Source organism: Pseudonocardia lutea, assembly GCF_042658055.1.
GTDB lineage: Bacteria > Actinomycetota > Actinomycetes > Mycobacteriales > Pseudonocardiaceae > Pseudonocardia > Pseudonocardia lutea.
Genome location: NZ_JBHSQK010000012.1, coordinates 37,632 through 55,921 on the forward strand (window position 1 = coordinate 37,632; position 18,290 = coordinate 55,921).

An 18,290-nucleotide genomic window follows, 5' to 3' on the forward strand; every position below is an offset into this window, starting at 1 on the left:
CACGTCCCGCCCCCTGCCGCCGGCCGCCCGCGGTCCGGTGCGCCTCCTCGTCGGCTGGGCGCTGCTCGCCGACGCGGTGCCGCTCTACCCGCTCTACGCGCTGTTCTTCGCCGACCACGGCATGTCCGGCGCGGAGATCTCCGTGCTCTTCGCGATCTGGTCGGTCAGCGGGCTGGTCGCGGAGGTGCCGTCGGGCGCCCTGTCCGACCGGTTCTCCCGACGGCGGGTGCTCGCCGCGGGCGGGATCCTGCAGGCCGCCGCCTACGCACTCTGGCTGCTCGCGCCCGGTCTCCCCGGGTTCGCCGCGGGTTTCGTGCTGTGGGGCGTCGGGGGAGCGCTGTTCAGCGGCACGGTCGAGGCACTGGTCTACGAGACGCTGGGCGCCGCGGGCGCGGTCGACCGGTACGCCGGGGTCCGCGGTCTCGTCACCGCGGCCGAGCACGCCGCCCAGGTGCCCTCGGCGGCCGCGGCGACCGTCCTCGTCGCGACCGGCGGGTACGGGCCCGTCGGGTGGGTGAGCGTCGGGACCTGCCTGGCCGCAGCCGGCCTGACCTGTGCCTTCCCGGATCCGCCGCGCGTCGGGCCGCCCGACGACGAGGACGCACCCGCCGAGCCGGCCGAGGACCTCTCCTACTGGCGGACCCTGCGCGCCGGCCTGGCCGAGGCGGTCGGCAGCCGGACGGTCCGCGGTGCGCTGGTCGGCGCGGCGGTCGTCGGTGGCGTCGGGGCGCTGGAGGAGTACTTCCCGCTGATCGTCGGGCAGCAGCCCGCGGTCCCGCTCGTGGCCGTGCCCGGCCTGCTGGTGCTGGTGGCGCTCGCCGGTGCGGCGGGGGCGGCCCTCGGGGGGCGCGCCGGCGGGCTGCAGGGGCGTGGCCTCGGGGCGCTCCTGGTGCTGGCCGCCGCCGCGCTCCTGGTTGCGGACCACGGCGGGGCGATCGGCCTGGTCGCCCTCGGCGTCCACTTCGCGCTGCAGCAGTGCCTCCAGGTCGTCACGGACACCCGGGTGCAGGAGCGGCTGTCGGGCCGGGCCCGTGCCACGGTGATCTCGGTGTCCACGCTGGGCATGGAGGTCGCCTCGCTCGCCGTGGTGGCGACGTGGGCGCTCGGTGGCACGCCGGCGGTGGCCCTCGGGCTGCTGGGCCTGGCTCCGGCGTTGTGGTGGCTGCTGCGGAGGGTGTGAGCTCAGTCGGCGAAGCCGGGCACCCAGCGCTCGACCAGGCCGCGGGCGGCGACCGTGCAGTCCAGCCGGGCCAGGATGTTCATCCAGCCCGAGAGCACGCGCATGACCAGCGCGTACTCCGGCGGGAAGGACAGGGCACGACCGGTGTCGCGGTACGCGCGGTTGGTCGGGTTGGCGACCCGGGCGCCCTGCCGCGCGATCCAGGCCTCGGTGAAGTGGAACCGCTCCACGCGCAGCGGGTCGGCCAGCGCCCCGACCCAGCGCAGGACGTCGGCCGCCTCGGCGTCGGGCGCGAGGAACCCCTCGCTGCGCAGCAGCCGGTCGAGGCCCTCGGCGTCCTGCTCCGCGGTGAGCTTCAGGATGCGGACGAGCACCGGCGGGATCCCGTCCGGCAAGGTCGCGGCCGCGCCGAAGTCGATCATGCCGAGGCCGCTGCCGTCGGCCAGGACGAGGAAGTTGCCCGGGTGCGGGTCGGCGTGCAGCAGCCCGACCCGGGTGGGCGAGGCGAACATCGTCTCGACGACGGTGTGCCCGAACCGGTCCCGGTCCGCCTCGGCGCCCCGACCGCCGAGCAGCTCGCGCAGCGGGAACCCGTCGAGCCACTCGGTGACCAGCACCTTCGGCGCCGACGCCACCACCCGCGGGACGCGCAGGCCGGGCCACTCGGCGAAGCCCGTCGCGAACGCGCGCTGGCGGTCCGCCTCGAGCCGGTAGTCGACCTCCTCCATCGTGCGCTCGCGCAGCTCGCGGACCAGGGCGCGGGCGTCGAGCGCGGGGAAGATCGCGCCGAACAGCCGGGAGAACCGCTCGAGCGTGCGCAGGTCGGAGTCGAGGGCGAGGTCGGCGCCGGGGTACTGCACCTTGACGGCGACCTCCCGGGGCCGGCCGTTCGACCCGCGCCAGACGGCCCGGTGCACCTGGCCGATGCTGGCCGCGGCGTGCGGCGCGTCGTCGAACTCCGCGAACCGCTCCCGCCAGCCCCGGCCCAGCTGCTCGGCCAGCATCCGGTGCACGTCCGCGACCGGCATCGGCGGGCTCGAGGTCTGCAGCCTGGCCAGGGCCTCCTGGTACGGGCCCGCGACCTCCGCGGGGATCATCGCGTCGTAGACCGACAGCGCCTGGCCGAGCTTCATCGCGCCGCCCTTGAGCGAACCGAGCACGGCGAACAGCTGCTCGGCGTTGCGGGCGAGGGTGGTGGCGGTGACCTCGTCCGCGTCGGCCCCGGCGAGCGTGCGGCCCCACCCGCCGACCGCGCGGCCGGCAAAGGTGAGGGGCAGCGAGGCGAGCCGCGCGGAGCGTCCGAAACCGCCGCGGGGGACACCCCGCTCCCCCCTCTCGTCCGCCATCACGCCCCCTCCCGCAACCGACGGTGACCCTACTGTCACGCGCCGGGAGCGCACGCCGGGACCTCCTCCCGGGTGGGGGTGGGTACCCCGACCGTGCGGCGACCGCCGGTCCGGCCGGGACGAGGGGCTCCGACCATCAGTCGGGAATCGCCGCGAGGAGCTTCTCGAGGGTGTTCCAGTTGCGGCCGGTGGTCGGGACCTTCCAGGCCTTGCGGACGAACGCGGCGACGTCCGGGGCGTTCGAGATCCCGTCCGGGCACCACTGGTAGATCAGCCCGTCGCGCACCACGATCCGCTCCGGGTCGAGCTCGACGGGGCTGGGAGCGCCGGGCGGGGGCGCCCCGAAGGGCCAGAGCACCAGCATGCGCGAGCCGTTGTCGGCGATGTCACGCAGCGGATGACCGTCGGCCGCGGCCTGCAGGTCGGCGCGGCTCAGTGCCAGGACCCCGATCTCCGTGCCGTACCGCTCGGCGAGGGCGGTCCCGACGCGCTCGACCACGGTCGCGGCGGGCTCGTCGGCCGCGAGCACCGCGTTGCCGCTCTGCAGCAGCGTCCTCACCTGCGTGTACCCCAGATCGCCGAGCAGGTCGCGCAGTTCGGTCATCGCGACCTTCCTGTTCCCGCCGACGTTCACGCCGCGCAGCAGGACCGCGTAGCCCGTCACGGGGCCGGAACCTACACCCGGCACGGCGAGCCGACCGCTCACCGCACACGGAGCACATCCGGCTGACCTCGGGGACGGGACGGGGGTGTGCCCCCGTGACCCTGCCGTGACGTTCTGGGAGTGTGGACCGAGTACTCCGCGAGACCCCCGTGGGAAGGACCCCTTCGTGCAGCTCCTCGACGCCGGCGCCCTCGTGGCGCTCTTCGACGCCGTGCTGCACAGCGTGTGGCTGCTCCCGGTGCTCGCAGTGCTGATCGCGTTCGACGGACCGTTCCCCGTGCTGCCCAGCGAGACGCTGCTGACGGTGGGCGCGGCCGCGGCGTTCGGCACCGGAGACGTGCCCGGCGTGCTCGGGCTGTTCCTCGCGTCGGTGATCGGCTCCATGCTCGGCGACGCGGCCGTGTACACCCTCGGCCGGAGCTCGAACCGCGTCCTGTGCGGCGCCGGGGAGAAGGACGACGGGCTGGGTGCCTGGGTCCGCCGCAACCTCTGGAACAGGCCGATCGTGGCCTGCGTCGGTGCCCGGTTGGTGCCCGGCGGGCGGCTGGTGAGCACCGCCGCGTGCGGGCGCGTGCGGCTGCCGGTGCGGATGTTCCTGCCCGCCAGCGCGGCCAGCTCGGCGGTGTGGGCCGTGTACATGCTGCTGGTCGGTGCGGTGCTCGGCCCGATCACGAAGGGCAACCCGCTGCTCTGTCTCGCCGCCGGGATGGTCATGGCGGTGGTGACCGCGGGCGGCTTCGAGGCCGGCCGCCGCATGCGCCGGCGCGTGCTGGCCCGGCGGTCCGCCCGCGCCACCGCCCCGGCCCCGGTTCCCGCGCTCGCACGCTGACCGTTCCACCCCTGCGGCCCGTCTCAGGCTGAGACGGGCCGCACGCGTGTCGGCCCCGAGAATGATCGGGTGCGCGACGAGGCATGGGTGGTCGAGGTGGGGCGGACGAACGCGGCCTGGTTGGCCACGGAGAGCCGGACGGCGCGGCTGGCCCGTGAGTACCGGCCCGTCGACCTCGGCGACGGCAGGGTCCGCTACAGCGCCCGCGCGCTGGGTGCGGCGCGAGAGCTCGGCGAGGAGGAGGACGGCTTCCTCACCGACGACGCCGACGGCCTGCGGGTCTGGATCGGCGACGACGCCTACGAGCTCGAGCGCGAGTAGCGCACACGAACAAGAGCGCTGCTCTTGACGTGAACGGGTGGATGCGGGTTGACTGACGTCATTGCGAGAGCAGTGCTCTCTCAGGAGACGAGGAGTCACGATGATCGAGCCGCAGCAGCGCTACCTGGCCCCGCGCGCGGGGACCGCCGTGTTCAACCGGGTCGTCGCCGCCCTGACCCGGGCCGGGATCAGCGTGATGGGCAGTCGTGTGCTGGCCGTGCGCGGCCGCACCAGCGGGCAGTGGCGCACCGTGCCGGTGAACCTGCTGGTGGTGGAGGGGGAGCGGTACCTGGTCGCGCCCCGCGGGCACACGCAGTGGGTGCGCAACCTGCGCGCCGCGGGCACCGGCGAGCTGCGCCTCGGCCGTCGGGTCGAGGCGTTCACCGCCACCGAGCTCGACGACGAGGAGAAGCTCCCCGTCCTGCGGGAGTACCTGCGGAAGTGGGCCTGGGAGGTCGGTGCCTTCTTCGAGGGCATCGACAAGGACTCGCCCGACGAGGTGCTCCGCGCGGCCGCGCCCGGCTTCCCCGCCTTCCGCATCCGGTAAGGATGCTGTCCGGTGCCGGTGGGGGCTCCCCAGTCCACCGGCACCGGTGTCGGGTTCAACGCGGCGGACCGCCCGGGGTTTCGGTCGGAATCCCACGAACCCCACCAGTCCCGCCGAACGTGGCCACAGATGCGCCGATCGGTCACTCGGGCGCCGGACTGCGTGCCGGGGCACCGACTCCCCGGTGATCGCGTCCGGGCGACCGCGCGGCGCCGGACCGGACCTTCCGGACAACCCTCCCGGCATCCGGGCGAGTGGGTCGTCGCGCCCGGCGAGGCTCGGGCCCGGGCGTTAGGTTCGTTCGGTGGTGGAACGCTCCGGGCCGGACGCGCCCGATCCCGCGCAGAACGGTCGGGCACGAAGCGAGCCGGACGGCCCGGGAACCGGCGGGAAGAGGCAGGACGGCGGCTCGGGTGGTGGCTCGGGTGGCGGCTCGGGGGGTGGCTCGGGGGGTGGCGAGAGCACGCTGACCGTCCTGATCGCCGGCGGCGCGAACGCCGCGATCGGGGTCCTCAAGCTCGTGGCGGGCCTGCTGACGGGCTCGTCGGCCATGCTGGCCGAGGCCGCGCACTCCGTCGCCGACACCACCACCGAGGGGCTGCTGCTGGCCGCGCTGCGCCGCTCCGCGCGCCGGCCCGACCGCCGCCACCCCTTCGGCTACGGCAAGGAACGCTTCTTCTGGGCGCTGATCGCCGCCGTGTCGATCTTCGTCTCCGGCGGGGTGTTCGCGATCTACGAGGGCGTGTCGACGATCCTCGGCGAGGAGGCCGAGCAGACGCTGGCCTGGGTCGCCTACGCCGTGCTCGGGGTCTCGTTCCTGCTGGAGGGCACCTCGTGGCTGCAGGCGGTGCGGCAGGTGCGCAGGGAGGCGACGGCTGAGGAGACCACGTTCTTCCGCTGGCTGCGCGCCACGGACGACCCCACGGTGAAGACCGTCTTCTTCGAGGACAGCGCGGCGCTCATCGGCCTGGTGCTCGCGTTCGCCGGGGTCGGGCTGCATCAGCTGACCGGCTCGGGCGTCTGGGACGGGATCGCGTCGCTGCTGATCGGGCTGCTGCTGGCCGGGGTGGCCTACATCCTCGGCCGGACCAACAAGGGGCTGCTGATCGGCCGCCAGGCGGACCTGCGGCTCGTCACGGCGATCCGCCGCGCCCTGGACGAGCGCGCCGAGGTCGACGCCGTGGTGGACCTGCTGACCATGCAGCTCGGCACGGACAGCGTGCTGCTCTGCGCCCGGCTGGACTTCGACGACGCGCTCGGCGCCGCCGACGTCGAGCGGGCCTGCGTGGAGATCGACGCCGACCTGCGGGAGCGGTTCGCCGACCTCGCCGAGATCTTCCTGGAGCCCGTGCCGCGCACCGACCCGGTGATGCGCGAACGGGTGCTGGACCGCTACGGCCGCACCCTCGCCCCGGGAACCTGAGGCACGAAGGGCGCTCTCGCTCACCGGGTCCGAGCGAGAGCGCCGTTCGCTCGATCTGCGCCCCGGAGACGCGAACGGCGCTCCTGCTCAGCGGATGAGCGGGAGCGCCGTCGGCGGGTCAGCGCACTGCGGGTCAGGCGATCTGACGGTCCGTCGGGTTGATCGGGCGCGGGAGGATGTCCCGGCCGGTCAGGTAGGCGTCGACCCCCGCGGCCGCGGAGCGGCCCTCGGAGATCGCCCACACGATCAGCGACTGGCCGCGGCCCATGTCGCCGGCGACGAACACGCCGTCGACGCTCGACATGTAGTTCCGGTCGCGCGCGACGTTGCCGCGCTCGTCCAGCTCCACGCCCAGCTCGGAGAGCAGCTTGCCCTTCTCCGGCCCGACGAAGCCCATCGCCAGCAGGACCAGGTCCGCCGGGATCTCCTTCTCGGTGCCCTCGACGGGCTCGAAGCCCCTGTCCGTGCGGTTCACCTCGACGAGGCGCAGCGCCTTGACCTTGCCGGTGCCGTCGTCGACGAACTCGGTGGTGTTGACCGAGAACAGCCGCTCGCCGCCCTCCTCGTGCGCCGAGGAGACCCGGTAGACCATCGGGTAGGTCGGCCAGGGCATGCCCTCGGTGCGGTGCTCCGGGGGCGTCGGCATGATCTCGAGCTGGGTCACCGACCGGGCCTTCTGCCGGTGCGAGGTGCCCAGGCAGTCGGCGCCGGTGTCGCCACCGCCGATGATCACGACGTGCTTGCCCTCGGCGGTGATCGGGGGGGCGTCGAGGTCGCCCTGCTGCACGTGGTTGGCCCACGGCAGGAACTCCATGGCCTGGTAGATGCCCTCGAGCTCGCGGCCCTTGGCGGGGATGTCCCGCCACGCGGTGGCCCCGCCGGCGAGCACGACCGCGTCGAACTCCTCGCGGAGCTGCTCGGTGGTCACGTCCACCCCGACGTCGACCGAGGCGCGGAAGTGCGTGCCCTCGGCCTGCATCTGCTCGAGCCGCCGGTCGAGCCGGGACTTCTCCATCTTGAACTCGGGGATGCCGTAGCGGAGCAGCCCGCCGATCCGGTCCGCCCGCTCGAACACGACGACGTCGTGCCCGGCGCGGGTGAGCTGCTGCGCGGCGGCGAGCCCGGCCGGCCCGGAGCCGACGACGGCGACCTTCCTGCCGGTCTTCGTCTGCGCGACCTGCGGGGTCACCCAGCCCTCGTCCCAGGCCCGGTCGACGATCTCGACCTCGACCTGCTTGATGGTCACGGCGTCGTCGTTGATCGCGAGCACGCACGCCGCCTCGCAGGGGGCGGGGCACAGCGTCCCGGTGAACTCCGGGAAGTTGTTGGTGGCGTGCAGCCGCTCGATGGCCTCGCGCCAGTCCTTGCGGTAGACGAGGTCGTTCCACTCGGGGATGAGGTTCCCCAGCGGGCAGCCCTGGTGGCAGAACGGGATGCCGCAGTTCATGCAGCGCCCCGCCTGCTTCTCCACGGTGCTCCGCGGGAAGTCCTCGTAGACCTCGCGCCAGTCCATCAGGCGCAGGTCGACCGGCCTGCGCTTCGGGGTCTCGCGCGGCGTGGTCAGAAAGCCCTTCGGGTCACCCATGTGCGGCCTCCATGATCGCGGCGTTGACGTCGCGACCGTCCTTCTCGGCCTGCTCGCGGGCCTGCAGGACGCGCTTGAAGTCCTTCGGCATGATCTTGCCGAAGCGCTCCACCGCCACGTCCCAGTCCTTGAGCAGGGCGCGGGCGACCGGGGAGTCGGTCTCCGCGTGGTGCTTCTCGACGTACTCCCGCAGGAAGTCGCGGTCGGCGTCGTCGAGGGGGTCGATGTCGACCATCTCGGGGTTGACCCGCTGGGCCAGCGTGCGGTCCTCCGCCTCGAGGTCGAGCACGTAGGCGATGCCGCCGGACATGCCGGCCGCGAAGTTGCGGCCCACCTTGCCCAGCACGATCACCTTGCCGCCGGTCATGTACTCGCAGCCGTGGTCGCCCACGCCCTCGACGACGGCGACGGCGCCGGAGTTCCGGACGCAGAAGCGCTCGCCGACGATGCCGCGGATGAACATCTCGCCGGACGTGGCCCCGTAGAGGATCACGTTGCCCGCGATGATGTTCTCCTCCGCCGCGAACGGGGCGGCCGGGTCCGGCCGCAGGATCAGCCGGCCGCCGGAGAGGCCCTTGCCGAAGAAGTCGTTCGTGTCGCCGACCATCCGCAGCGTGATGCCCTTCGGCACGAACGCGCCCAGCGACTGCCCGGCCGAGCCGGTCAGCGTGATGTCGATCGTGTCGTCCGGCAGGCCCTCGCGGCCCCACTTCTTCGTCAGCTCGTAGCCGAGCATGGTGCCGACGGTCCGGTTGACGTTGCGCACCGGCAGGTCCAGGCGGACCTTGTCGCCGTTGCGCAGCGCGCCCTCGGCCAGCTGGATCATGGTGTTGTCCAGCGCCTTCTCCAGGCCGTGGTCCTGCGCCTGGGTCCGGTGCCGGGCGGCGCCCTCGGGCAGCTCCGGCGCGTGGAAGATGGGCCGCAGGTCCAGCCCGCGGGTCTTCCAGTGGTGCACCGCCGCGTCCGTGTCGAGCATCTCCGCGTGCCCGACGGCCTCCTCGATGCTCCGGAAGCCCAGCGCCGCCAGGTGCTCGCGCACCTCCTCGGCCACGAACCGCATGAAGTTGACGACGTACTCCGGCCGCCCGTCGAACTTCGCGCGCAGCGTCGGGTTCTGCGTCGCGACGCCGACCGGGCAGGTGTCCAGGTGGCAGACGCGCATCATGATGCAGCCGCTGACCACCAGCGGGGCCGTGGCGAAGCCGAACTCCTCGGCGCCCAGCAGGGCGGCGACGACGACGTCCCGCCCGGTCTTCAGCTGGCCGTCGGTCTGCACGACGATCCGGTCCCGCAGGTTGTTGGCCAGCAGCGTCTGCTGGGTCTCGGCCAGGCCGAGCTCCCACGGGCCGCCCGCGTGCTTGATCGAGGACAGCGGCGAGGCGCCGGTGCCGCCGTCGTGGCCCGAGATGAGCACGACGTCGGAGAAGGCCTTCGCCACACCCGCCGCGACCGTGCCGACGCCGACCTGGCTGACCAGCTTCACGTGGATGCGGGCCCGCGGGTTGGCGTTCTTCAGGTCGTGGATGAGCTGCTTGATGTCCTCGATCGAGTAGATGTCGTGGTGCGGCGGCGGCGAGATCAGGCCGACGCCCGGGGTGGAGTACCGGGTCTCGGCGATCCAGGGGTAGACCTTGCCGCCGGGCAGCTGGCCGCCCTCACCGGGCTTGGCACCCTGGCTGATCTTGATCTGGATGTCGTCCGCGTTGACCAGGTACTCGCTGGTCACGCCGAACCGGCCGGACGCGACCTGCTTGATCGCGCTGCGCTTCGAGTCGCCGTTGGGCAGCGGCTGGAACCGCTCCGGGTCCTCGCCGCCCTCGCCGGTGTTCGACTTGCCGCCGAGCCGGTTCATGGCGATCGCCAGGGTCTCGTGCATCTCCTGGCTGATCGAGCCGTAGGAGATGGCGCCCGTGCCGAACCGCTTGACGATCGACTCGACCGGCTCGACCTCCTCGATCGGCACCGGCGGGCGCACGCCCTCCTTGAAGGTGAACAGCCCGCGCAGCGTCATCAGCCGCTTGGCCTGGTCGTCGACCGCCTTCGTGTACTCCTTGAAGATCTCGTACCGGCCGGAGCGGGTCGAGTGCTGGAGCTTGAACACGGTCTGCGGGTTGAACAGGTGCAGCTCGCCCTCGCGCCGCCACTGGTACTCGCCGCCGACGGCGAGCGCGCGGTGGCTGGCCCGGGTCCCGTCGGCCGGGTAGGCGCGCCGGTGGTGCTTGAGCGCCTCCTCGGCCAGCACGTCGAACCCGACGCCGCCGAGCCGCGAGGTGGTGCCGGTGAAGCAGGTCTCGACGACCTCGGCGCCCAGGCCGACCGCCTCGAAGATCTGCGCCCCGGTGTAGGAGGCGACGGTCGAGATGCCCATCTTCGACATCGTCTTCCGCACACCCTTGCCGAGCGCCTTGACCAGGTTCTTCGCTGCCGTCTTGGCGTCCACGCCCGGGATGTCGCCGCGCTCGGCGAGGTCCTCCACGGTCGCCATCGCCATGTACGGGTTGACCGCGGACGCGCCGTAGCCGATCAGCAGCGCGATGTGGTGCACCTCGCGGGCGTCGCCGGACTCGACGATCAGGCCGACCTGCGTGCGGGTGCGCTCGCGCACCAGGTGGTGGTGCACCGCGCCGGTGAGCAGCAGCGACGGGATCGGGGCGTGCTCCGGGTCGACGCCGCGGCTGGACAGCACGATCAGCCGGGCACCGTTCTGGATCGCCTCGGAGACCTCGCCGCGGATCTCCTGCAGCCGCCGCAGCAGCCCCTCGCCGCCGTCGGCCGCCCGGAAGACGCCCTTGACGGTGTAGGTGGCGAAGCCGGGCAGGTCCCCGTCGTCGTTGATGTGGACGATCTTGGCGAGGTCGTCGTTGCCCAGGACCGGGAACGGCAGCACGATCCGCCGGCAGTTCGCCGGGCCGGCCTCGAGCAGGTTCTGCTCCGGGCCGAGCAGCGAGCGCAGCGAGGTGACGAGCTCCTCGCGGATCGCGTCCAGCGGCGGGTTCGTGATCTGCGCGAACAGCTGGATGAAGTAGTCGTAGATCTGCCGCGGCTTCTCGGACAGGAACGCCAGCGGCGCGTCGTTGCCCATCGAGCCGATCGGCTCCGCACCGGAGGACGCCATCGGCTTGAGGAGGACGGTGAGCTCCTCCTCGGTGTAGCCGAAGGACTGCTGCCGGCGGGTCAGCTCGCTGTGCGCCGGGACCTCGCGCTGCCGCTCGGGCAGGTCCTCCAGCGCGATGCGGCCGGCGTGCAGCCACTCCTCGTACGGCAGCGCCGAGGCCAGCTCGCCCTTGATCTCCTCGTCGGCGACGATCTTGCCCGCCTCGGTGTCGACCAGGAACATGCGGCCCGGCTCCAGCCGGCCCTTGCGCACGACCTGCGCCGGGTCGACGTCGAGCACGCCGACCTCCGAGGCCAGCACGACCAGCCCGTCCTCGGTGACCCAGTAGCGGGCCGGACGCAGGCCGTTGCGGTCGAGCACCGCGCCGATCTGGGTGCCGTCGGTGAAGGCGACGAGCGCCGGTCCGTCCCACGGCTCCATCAGGTTGGAGTGGAACTCGTAGAACGCGCGCCGCTTCGGGTCCATCTCGGCGTGGTTCTCCCACGCCTCGGGGATCATCATCAGCACGGCGTGCGGCAGCGAGCGGCCCGACAGGTGCAGCAGCTCCAGCACCTCGTCGAAGGTCGCCGAGTCCGACGCGTCCGGCGTGACGATCGGGACCAGCCGGTCCAGGTTGCCCGGCAGCACCGAGGACTGCAGCAGCGCCTCGCGCGCCTTCATCCAGTTGCGGTTGCCGCGCAGCGTGTTGATCTCGCCGTTGTGCGCGACGTACCGGTAGGGGTGCGCCAGCGGCCACGCCGGGAAGGTGTTGGTGGAGAAGCGCGAGTGCACCACGGCCAGGGCGGTGGTGACGCGCGGGTCCGACAGGTCGGGGTAGAAGGCCTCGACCTGCGGCTCGGCGAGCATGCCCTTGTAGACGACCGTCCGCGGGGACAGGCTCGGGAAGTAGACGCCGGTCTCGTGCTCCACCCGCTTGCGCAGGCAGAAGGTGCGCCGCTCCAGCTCGATGCCGGTGGGCGGCGGCTTCACGATGCCGGTCTCGATGCCGGCCACGAACAGCTGGCGGAAGCCGGGCATGGCGGCCAGCGAGGTGGGGCCGAGATCGGCCTTCTCCGGGTCGGTCGGCAGGTCGCGCCAGCCGAGCACGCGGAGGTTCTCCTCGGCGGCCAGCTCGTTGATCCGGGCGACGGCCTCGTCGGCCTTCGCCGCGTCCCGGGGGAGGAACGCGATACCGGTGGCGTAGGCACCCGCCTCGGGCAGGTCGAAGTCGACGACCTCGCGATAGAAGCCGTCCGGGACCTGGATGAGGATGCCCGCCCCGTCGCCGGTGTTCTCCTCGGCGCCGCGGGCGCCGCGGTGCTCGAGCCGGAGCAGCGCGGTGAGCGCCTTCTCGACGATCGAGTGGTCGCGCCGGCCCTGGAGGTCGGCCACCATGGCGACGCCGCAGGCGTCGTGCTCGTGCTCGGGCGAGTACAGCCCGCCGGGCGCCGGCGCGCTGGTCACCGGAGTCGTCTCCGTGGCGCCGGGGCGGTTGCTGATCGCAGCCAACAGCTCCTCCTGTCGTCTCGGTGCACCCCGACTTCGCATCGGGACGACGTGGACCGTGGGTGGTTCCACAAGGGGGTCCAGAATACAGCGATGCTCCGACGGAACGCTGACGCTGGTCCGTTCGGGGGCACCGTCCGGACTGCGCCTCAGTCGTCTCCTGCTCGTGTTCGGACGCACGTGTTACGGCCGACGCCCGACTTCGGGCCCGGCCGGCGGCTTGCACGTGGGGACCTCACGCGGCGTCGGGTGCGGTCTCGCCGGGAAAAGAGTGACACGCCGACGCGTTGATACGCCAGATCTGCCGGCCCGATGGGCTGTGACCTGCGTCGGAGTCGGCGCCGCGCGGAGCGCGCCCGGCGTGTCGGACGATCATCACCCGTCCGTCCGGCCAGGTCACGGCCCTCCGGGCCACCCGGGACGGGGCCCGGGCGGCGAGACTGGGGTGATGCAGTGCACCCCTCACCCGGTTCGCTCCCCGTGCGTGACCGGCGCGACACTCGTTCGGACGGTGGACGAACGGTGACCACGCCGGTGCGGACCGTGCTCGCGGACGTCGCGCGGGTCGGTCCCTTCTTCGCCGTCGGGACCGACCCGGCCGAGTCCGCCGACCCGACCTGGCGGCCGCTGCGGGACCTCGGCTCGGACCCCGGCCCCCTCGGGGACCGGGTCGCCCACGTCCGGCGGGTGCTGTCGGAGCAGGCCGGGCGGGCCGTCGAGGAGCGGGTGGCCGCCTCGATCGCGCTGCAGGGGCTGGCCGCCCGGCTGGTCTCCGCGCCGCTCGCCGCCGTCGTGCTGCACGGCGTGCTGCCCGACCTCGGCCGCGACGCCCTGCACTGGCGGGTCTCGCTCACCGGCCCCTGGCCGCTGTGGGCGGACCCCGACCGCCCGGCCCGCGATCCGGCCGCGCTGCCGGCCCTCGTGGCCGAGGAGATCGCGGAACCGCTGGTCGCCGCCGTCCGCGCGCTCGTGCCGGTCTCCGCGCGGGTGCTGTGGGGCAACGTCGCGTCCTCGGTGGCGGGCGCGAAGCGGGTGCTCGGCACGGAGCGGCCGGGTGCGGCGATCCGCGCCGCCGAGGCCGCGGCCGCGGTCCTGGACCACCCGCTGCTGGCCGGCACGGGGGAACGGCGCCCGCCCGGCCCACCGGACCACGGCTGGACCTTCCGCCGCCGCTCCTGCTGCCTGTACTACCGGCTGCCGGGCGGCGGGACCTGCGGGGACTGCGTGCTGTCGCGCGCCTAGACCATCGGGTCGAGCAGGACGTCGGCGACCGTGACGCTGACGACGGCGTCGAGACCCGTGTCGGCGCGCACCCGTTCCGCGACCGCCCGCTGCACGGCCGCGCAGAGATCGCGGGCGTTGTGGCCGAGGGTCGTGACCAGGGTCAGCGCGATCTCCGCCCGGCGGCCGTCGACCGCGGCCGACGCCCCGGCCGCCGACAGGGCGTCCCCACCGGACCGGTCGCCGAGCAGCGAGCCGGCCAGCCCGAGCAGCGTCTGTGCCAGGTCCGGACGCAGCGCGACCACCCCCGGCACCTCGCGGGCCGCGGCCGCGGCGAGCCGGGCGACGACGGCGTCGCCGACCGTGAGCCGCACCGGCGGGCCCGCCGGTCGCTCCGCGGTCACGGCTCGTCCCACAGGTCGACCACCGCGATGTCCACGCTGCGCACCGGCACCCCCAGGGCCTGCTCGCCCGCCGCCACCACCATCTGCCGCACCCGCGCCGTCACCGACGCCAGGTCCACGCCGAAGCGGGCGGTCACGGTGATCGCGACGGTCACGCCGAAGGGATCCGCCCGGCCGCCGTTCACCTCGGCACCGTTCACCGTCCCCCCGTTCACCGCCCCGTCGTCCGCAACGCCGCCGGTCCCGCCGCCGGTCCCGCCGCCGGCGGCCCACGCGCCGTCCGTCCCCGACCCGGCGGGCTCGATCCGGCAGCTGCGGGCCCGCATCCCGTCCATCCCGTCGACGACGTGCCGGAGGACCCGGGCGGCGGCGGGCCGGCTCAGCCGCGCGGGGCCGGCGGGGGAGTCCAGCGGCAGCAGGTCCTGCGGGCGCAGCTCGGCCGTCACGGTGTCGACCACCGCCTGCATCACGCCGTCGAGCACCGAGGGCGGCGGCACCGGGCGCTCGGCCGCCATCCGGTGGACGACGTCGTCGAGCCCCAGCGCGTCCGCGGCCGCGGCCCGGCAGTGCGGGCACTCCCGCTCGTGCGCGTCCAGGGTGCCCTCGACCGCGTGGTCCCAGACCTCGGCGGCGTCCCGGCCGCAGGCCAGCGGCTCGATGGCCGCGACCGGCCCGGCCGGCTCGTCCGCGGACACGGCGCCGGCCGGCTCGCCGGGGACGGCCCTGCCTACCTCCACGACCGCATCACCTCCGCCAGCGCCCGGCGCGCGCGATGGATCCGCCCGCGGACGACGGTCTCGGACGTGCCGGTGATCTCCGCGATCTCGGTGTAGCCCAGGCCCTCCAGTTCGCGCAGCACGAAGCAGGCCCGCTGGTCGTCCGGCAGGGTCCGCAGCGCGGCCCGTAGCGCCGCGAGCCCGGCGTCGACCTCGGCGGAGTGCTCGGGGGCGCCGGCCTCGGGCGCGGCCAGCCGCTCCGGGGCCACCTCCTCCACGTGCTCCACCGGCACCGTGGTGCGCCGGCGGCGCAGCAGGTCGAGGCACCGGTTCGTGACGATGCGGTACGCCCACGTGGAGAAGGCCGAGTCGCCGCGGAAGCGGTCGAGCCGGCGCCACGCGTCGAGCAGCGACTCCTGCAGGGCGTCCTCGGCGTCCGCCGCGTTCCCGACCAGGCGCAGCGCGAGCCGGTACAGCGCGGCCTGGTGCCGCCGCGCGAGCTGGGAGAAGGCGTGCACGTCGCCCTCGCGGGCGCGCACGACCAGTGTGGTGTCGTCGAGCCCGCCCTCGGCCGGCACCGGTTCGGGAGGCGGGACGGCGGAGGGGACGGCGGGTGGCGGGCACACGTCCTCCCGCGCCCCCCTCGTCCGCATCGCCTGCACCACGGTCCCGCCCGCCAGCCCGTCCCCGCCGGAAGTGACGCCGGTCACGCGCATCGTATGCCGGGCGGGGGCCGGGGGTAACCGCTCCGCGAGCCCGACGCTAGCGGCCGGAGCGGCCGGCCGCGCGGCGGGCGCACGAGTCCGGGAGGTTCACCAGATGAGCATGAAGGACAAGCTGGACAACAAGAGCCAGGAGATGTCGGGCAAGGCCAAGGAGGCCGCCGGCCGCGCCACCGACGACGAGCGCCTCGAGGCCGAGGGCCGCACCGACCAGATGGGCGCCGACCTCAAGCAGGCCGGCGAGAAGGTCAAGGACGTCTTCAAGCGCTGACCCCCGCTCCCACGGCGGCGTCCCGGTCTCCCGGGGCGCCGCCGTCGTCCGTGCCCGCTAGCGTGGTGAGGTGTCCACTGTGCCCCCGCCCGTGCCCCCCCGACCGGGTGGAGCCGGCCCAGTCGGCGGGCCCGGCACGGGCGCTCCGGTCGAGCCGGCCGACCGGCCCGTGCCGGAGCGGGTCGCGGCCGCCGTGCTGGCCCATCCGGCCGTCGCCCGGCTGCACGGCGGGCCGTTCGGCAGCGTCGCCTCCTACCTGCCCGGGCGGCGGGTCGTGGGGGTCCGGGCGGCCGAGGCCGCGGCCGCCGAGCCCGTCGAGGTGTCGGTGGTCGTGCGCTGGCCCGCCGGGGCGTCCCTGCCGGTCCTGGCCGAGGAGATCGCGGCGCTGGTGCGGGGGGTGGCCGGCGAACGGCCCGTGGACGTCAGGGTGGCGGACCTCCTCCCCGCCCTGCCCGGACCCCCTCCCGGGACCCGTCCCGACGGGGCGGCCCCCGACGATCCCGGCGGTCCGGCGACAGGGCGCGGACCGGCCGGAACGCCCCGGGTACGTCTCGCCTAGACTCGCCCGCACACGTGCCCGGCGCGCGTGACCGCCCCTCCCGGCCCCGGTTGTCGCGGCGTCGTGCCGCCGGTCGCACCGAGGTACGAACCGAGCAGGGCCCCGCCACACAGCAGAGCCATCCAGCAGTCCGAGGAGTTCCACCGTGAAGAGCACCGTCGAGCACATCGGCCCGACACGCGTCAAGCTCACAGTCGAGGTGCCGTTCGACGAGCTCAAGCCCGACTTCGACCGCGCCTACAAGAAGATCGCGAAGCAGGTCCGCATCCCGGGCTTCCGCCCGGGCAAGGCCCCGGCCCGGATCCTCGACGCCCGCCTCGGCCGTGGCGTGGTGCTGGACGAGGTGCTCAACGCCGCCGTCCCGGCCAAGTACTCCGAGGCCGTCGCGGCCGCGGACGACGTCAAGCCGATCGGCCAGCCGAACATCGAGGTCACCGAGCTCGCCGACGGGGACAAGGTCGCGTTCACCGCGGAGGTCGACGTCCGCCCGGAGATCACGCTCCCGGACCTGGACGGCATCACCGTGCAGGTCGACGACGTCGAGGTGACGGACGAGCAGGTCACCGAGCAGCTCGACCAGCTGCGCGCCCGGTTCGGCACGTTGACCGGTGTCGACCGCCCGGCCCGGGAGGACGACTTCGTCCAGATCGACCTCTCGGCCGCCGTCGACGGCAAGGAGATCGAGGAGGCCACGACGACCGGGTACTCGTACCAGGTCGGCCAGGGCGGTCTCATCGAGGGCATCGACGAGGCCATCACCGGCCTGTCCGCCGGCGAGGAGCGCACCTTCACCTCGAAGCTGGTCGCGGGCGAGTACGCCGACCGGGACGCCGAGGTCACCGTGAAGGTCACCGCGGTCAAGGAGCGCCAGCTGCCCGACGCGGACGACGAGTTCGCCCAGCTGGCGAGCGAGTTCGACACCCTCGAGGAGCTCACCGCGGACCTGCGCGAGCGGCTCGGCCGGGTGCGCCGCATGGAGCAGGTCACCCAGGCCCGGGACAAGGTGCTCGACGAGATCGTCGACCACACCGAGGTCCCGCTGCCGGAGAGCGTCGTCGAGGCCGAGGTGGAGTCCCGCCACCACGACGCCGTGCACGCCTTCGACCACAGCGACGAGCAGTTCAACGAGTTCCTCGAGAAGCAGGGCAAGACCCGCGAGGAGTTCGACACCGAGACCCGCGCCGAGGCCGAGAAGTCGGTCAAGACCCGACTCGTGCTCGACGCCCTGGCCGACGCGGAGGAGGTCCAGGTTGGCGACCAGGAGCTCACCGAGCGGATCATCTACCAGGCCCAGCAGTACGGGATGGCGCCCGAGGAGTTCGTGCAGCGCATCCAGCAGGCGGGCCAGCTCGGCGCGATCTTCTCCGACGTCCGGCGGAGCAAGGCGCTGATCGTGGCCGTCCGCGCCGCGACCGTCACCGACGCCGCCGGCGAGCCGGTGGACCTGTCGGACCTGCTCGGCCCGGAGGAGGGCGCCGCGGTCGCCGCGGACGCGGAGGAGGCCCCGGAGGCCGCCGCCGAGGCCGCCGACACCGCCGCCGACACCGCCGCCGAGACCGCTGCCGACACCGCTGCCGACGAGACCGCCGACGCGGGCACCACCGAGGTGCTCGAGGCCCCGGCGGCCGACGACGCGTCCGAGGCCGCGGTGGGCACCGAGGCCGCGGGCCCGGCGGCCGACAGGGCCTGAGCACGCCCGCCTGACCAGCAGGGACGCGTGGCCGCTGCGCTGTCGGCGAACACGCGCTCCGTGCGCGGACGCGGGGTGCCGCGGCCGCGTAGGGTCGGGCTCGAAGACAGGACGGACCGCCGGCCGGGACCCCGGTCCCGACCGGCGGCCCATCGGAGGAGACGACCCCGAGTGACGCCAGCAGAAGGCAGGGTGAAGTGAGTCAGCAGGAC

At 74.0% G+C, this 18,290-nt stretch carries 16 protein-coding genes; 9 read left to right on the top strand and 7 right to left on the bottom strand.

Annotation, left to right across the window (positions count from 1 at the left end; genetic code table 11):
• Nucleotides 1–37: 37 nt before the first annotated feature.
• On the top strand, nucleotides 38–1,180 hold the full coding sequence (locus tag ACFQH9_RS07775) for an MFS transporter (RefSeq protein ID WP_379565232.1): 1,143 nt from the start codon (nucleotides 38–40) through the stop codon (nucleotides 1,178–1,180).
• Nucleotides 1,181–1,182: 2 nt separating this feature from the next.
• Here the strand turns inward: ACFQH9_RS07775 and ACFQH9_RS07780 are convergent, their stop codons facing one another.
• The gene (locus tag ACFQH9_RS07780) at nucleotides 1,183–2,526 is read right to left on the bottom strand and encodes an ABC1 kinase family protein (RefSeq protein WP_379565233.1); all 1,344 of its coding nucleotides are present in this window, start codon (nucleotides 2,524–2,526) and stop codon (nucleotides 1,183–1,185) included.
• 136 nt (nucleotides 2,527–2,662) lie between these two features.
• A complete protein-coding gene (locus ACFQH9_RS07785; protein WP_379565234.1) occupies nucleotides 2,663–3,190 on the bottom strand; it encodes a DUF1697 domain-containing protein in 528 nt (175 codons plus the stop codon).
• 166 nt (nucleotides 3,191–3,356) lie between these two features.
• On the opposite strand from ACFQH9_RS07785, the gene ACFQH9_RS07790 reads away from it, so the two are divergent.
• The 4 genes from ACFQH9_RS07790 (at nucleotide 3,357) to ACFQH9_RS07805 (ending at nucleotide 6,310) form a co-directional block, all read left to right on the top strand.
• The gene (locus tag ACFQH9_RS07790) at nucleotides 3,357–4,019 is read left to right on the top strand and encodes a DedA family protein (RefSeq protein ID WP_379565235.1); all 663 of its coding nucleotides are present in this window, start codon (nucleotides 3,357–3,359) and stop codon (nucleotides 4,017–4,019) included.
• A gap of 69 nt (nucleotides 4,020–4,088) precedes the next feature.
• Nucleotides 4,089–4,340 (top strand): hypothetical protein, encoded by a 252-nt coding sequence (locus ACFQH9_RS07795; RefSeq protein WP_379565236.1) that lies wholly within the window; start codon nucleotides 4,089–4,091, stop codon nucleotides 4,338–4,340.
• A 100-nt stretch (nucleotides 4,341–4,440) separates the two neighbouring features.
• Nucleotides 4,441–4,887, top strand: a complete 447-nt coding sequence (locus ACFQH9_RS07800; RefSeq protein ID WP_379565237.1) for a nitroreductase family deazaflavin-dependent oxidoreductase — start codon at nucleotides 4,441–4,443, stop codon at nucleotides 4,885–4,887.
• A 466-nt stretch (nucleotides 4,888–5,353) separates the two neighbouring features.
• Nucleotides 5,354–6,310: a cation diffusion facilitator family transporter gene (locus ACFQH9_RS07805; protein WP_379565300.1), complete on the top strand. Its 957-nt coding sequence runs from the start codon at nucleotides 5,354–5,356 to the stop codon at nucleotides 6,308–6,310.
• A 133-nt stretch (nucleotides 6,311–6,443) separates the two neighbouring features.
• Here ACFQH9_RS07805 and ACFQH9_RS07810 read toward each other — a convergent pair whose 3' ends face one another.
• Together ACFQH9_RS07810 and gltB are read right to left on the bottom strand one after the other, a co-directional pair.
• Nucleotides 6,444–7,895, bottom strand: coding sequence for a glutamate synthase subunit beta (locus tag ACFQH9_RS07810; RefSeq protein ID WP_379565238.1), 1,452 nt, complete (start codon nucleotides 7,893–7,895; stop codon nucleotides 6,444–6,446).
• Nucleotides 7,888–12,453, bottom strand: a complete 4,566-nt coding sequence (gene gltB, locus ACFQH9_RS07815; protein ID WP_379565301.1) for a glutamate synthase large subunit — start codon at nucleotides 12,451–12,453, stop codon at nucleotides 7,888–7,890. The genes ACFQH9_RS07810 and gltB overlap by 8 nt, the downstream gene beginning before the upstream one ends.
• A gap of 564 nt (nucleotides 12,454–13,017) precedes the next feature.
• Here gltB and ACFQH9_RS07820 point away from each other — a divergent pair.
• Nucleotides 13,018–13,737, top strand: coding sequence for a (2Fe-2S)-binding protein (locus tag ACFQH9_RS07820; protein WP_379565239.1), 720 nt, complete (start codon nucleotides 13,018–13,020; stop codon nucleotides 13,735–13,737).
• On the opposite strand, the gene ACFQH9_RS07825 is transcribed toward ACFQH9_RS07820, so the two are convergent.
• The 3 genes from ACFQH9_RS07825 to ACFQH9_RS07835 are packed head-to-tail and all read right to left on the bottom strand — an operon-like array spanning nucleotide 13,734 to nucleotide 15,546.
• On the bottom strand, nucleotides 13,734–14,120 hold the full coding sequence (locus tag ACFQH9_RS07825; RefSeq protein ID WP_379565240.1) for an Asp23/Gls24 family envelope stress response protein: 387 nt from the start codon (nucleotides 14,118–14,120) through the stop codon (nucleotides 13,734–13,736). The two genes, ACFQH9_RS07820 and ACFQH9_RS07825, sit on opposite strands and share 4 nt — an antisense overlap.
• A complete protein-coding gene (locus tag ACFQH9_RS07830) occupies nucleotides 14,117–14,857 on the bottom strand; it encodes an Asp23/Gls24 family envelope stress response protein (protein ID WP_379565241.1) in 741 nt (246 codons plus the stop codon). The genes ACFQH9_RS07825 and ACFQH9_RS07830 overlap by 4 nt, the downstream gene beginning before the upstream one ends.
• On the bottom strand, nucleotides 14,848–15,546 hold the full coding sequence (locus ACFQH9_RS07835) for an RNA polymerase sigma factor (RefSeq protein ID WP_379565242.1): 699 nt from the start codon (nucleotides 15,544–15,546) through the stop codon (nucleotides 14,848–14,850). The genes ACFQH9_RS07830 and ACFQH9_RS07835 overlap by 10 nt, the downstream gene beginning before the upstream one ends.
• A gap of 115 nt (nucleotides 15,547–15,661) precedes the next feature.
• Between ACFQH9_RS07835 and ACFQH9_RS07840 the strand changes: the two genes are divergently transcribed.
• From ACFQH9_RS07840 to tig, 3 genes are all read left to right on the top strand, one after another.
• The gene (locus ACFQH9_RS07840) at nucleotides 15,662–15,829 is read left to right on the top strand and encodes a CsbD family protein (RefSeq protein WP_379565302.1); all 168 of its coding nucleotides are present in this window, start codon (nucleotides 15,662–15,664) and stop codon (nucleotides 15,827–15,829) included.
• A 70-nt stretch (nucleotides 15,830–15,899) separates the two neighbouring features.
• Complete coding sequence (locus tag ACFQH9_RS07845; RefSeq protein WP_379565243.1) at nucleotides 15,900–16,388, top strand: hypothetical protein; 489 nt, start codon at nucleotides 15,900–15,902, stop codon at nucleotides 16,386–16,388.
• A 145-nt stretch (nucleotides 16,389–16,533) separates the two neighbouring features.
• On the top strand, nucleotides 16,534–18,078 hold the full coding sequence (tig, locus tag ACFQH9_RS07850; protein WP_379565244.1) for a trigger factor: 1,545 nt from the start codon (nucleotides 16,534–16,536) through the stop codon (nucleotides 18,076–18,078).
• The last annotated feature ends 212 nt before the right edge of the window (nucleotides 18,079–18,290 follow it).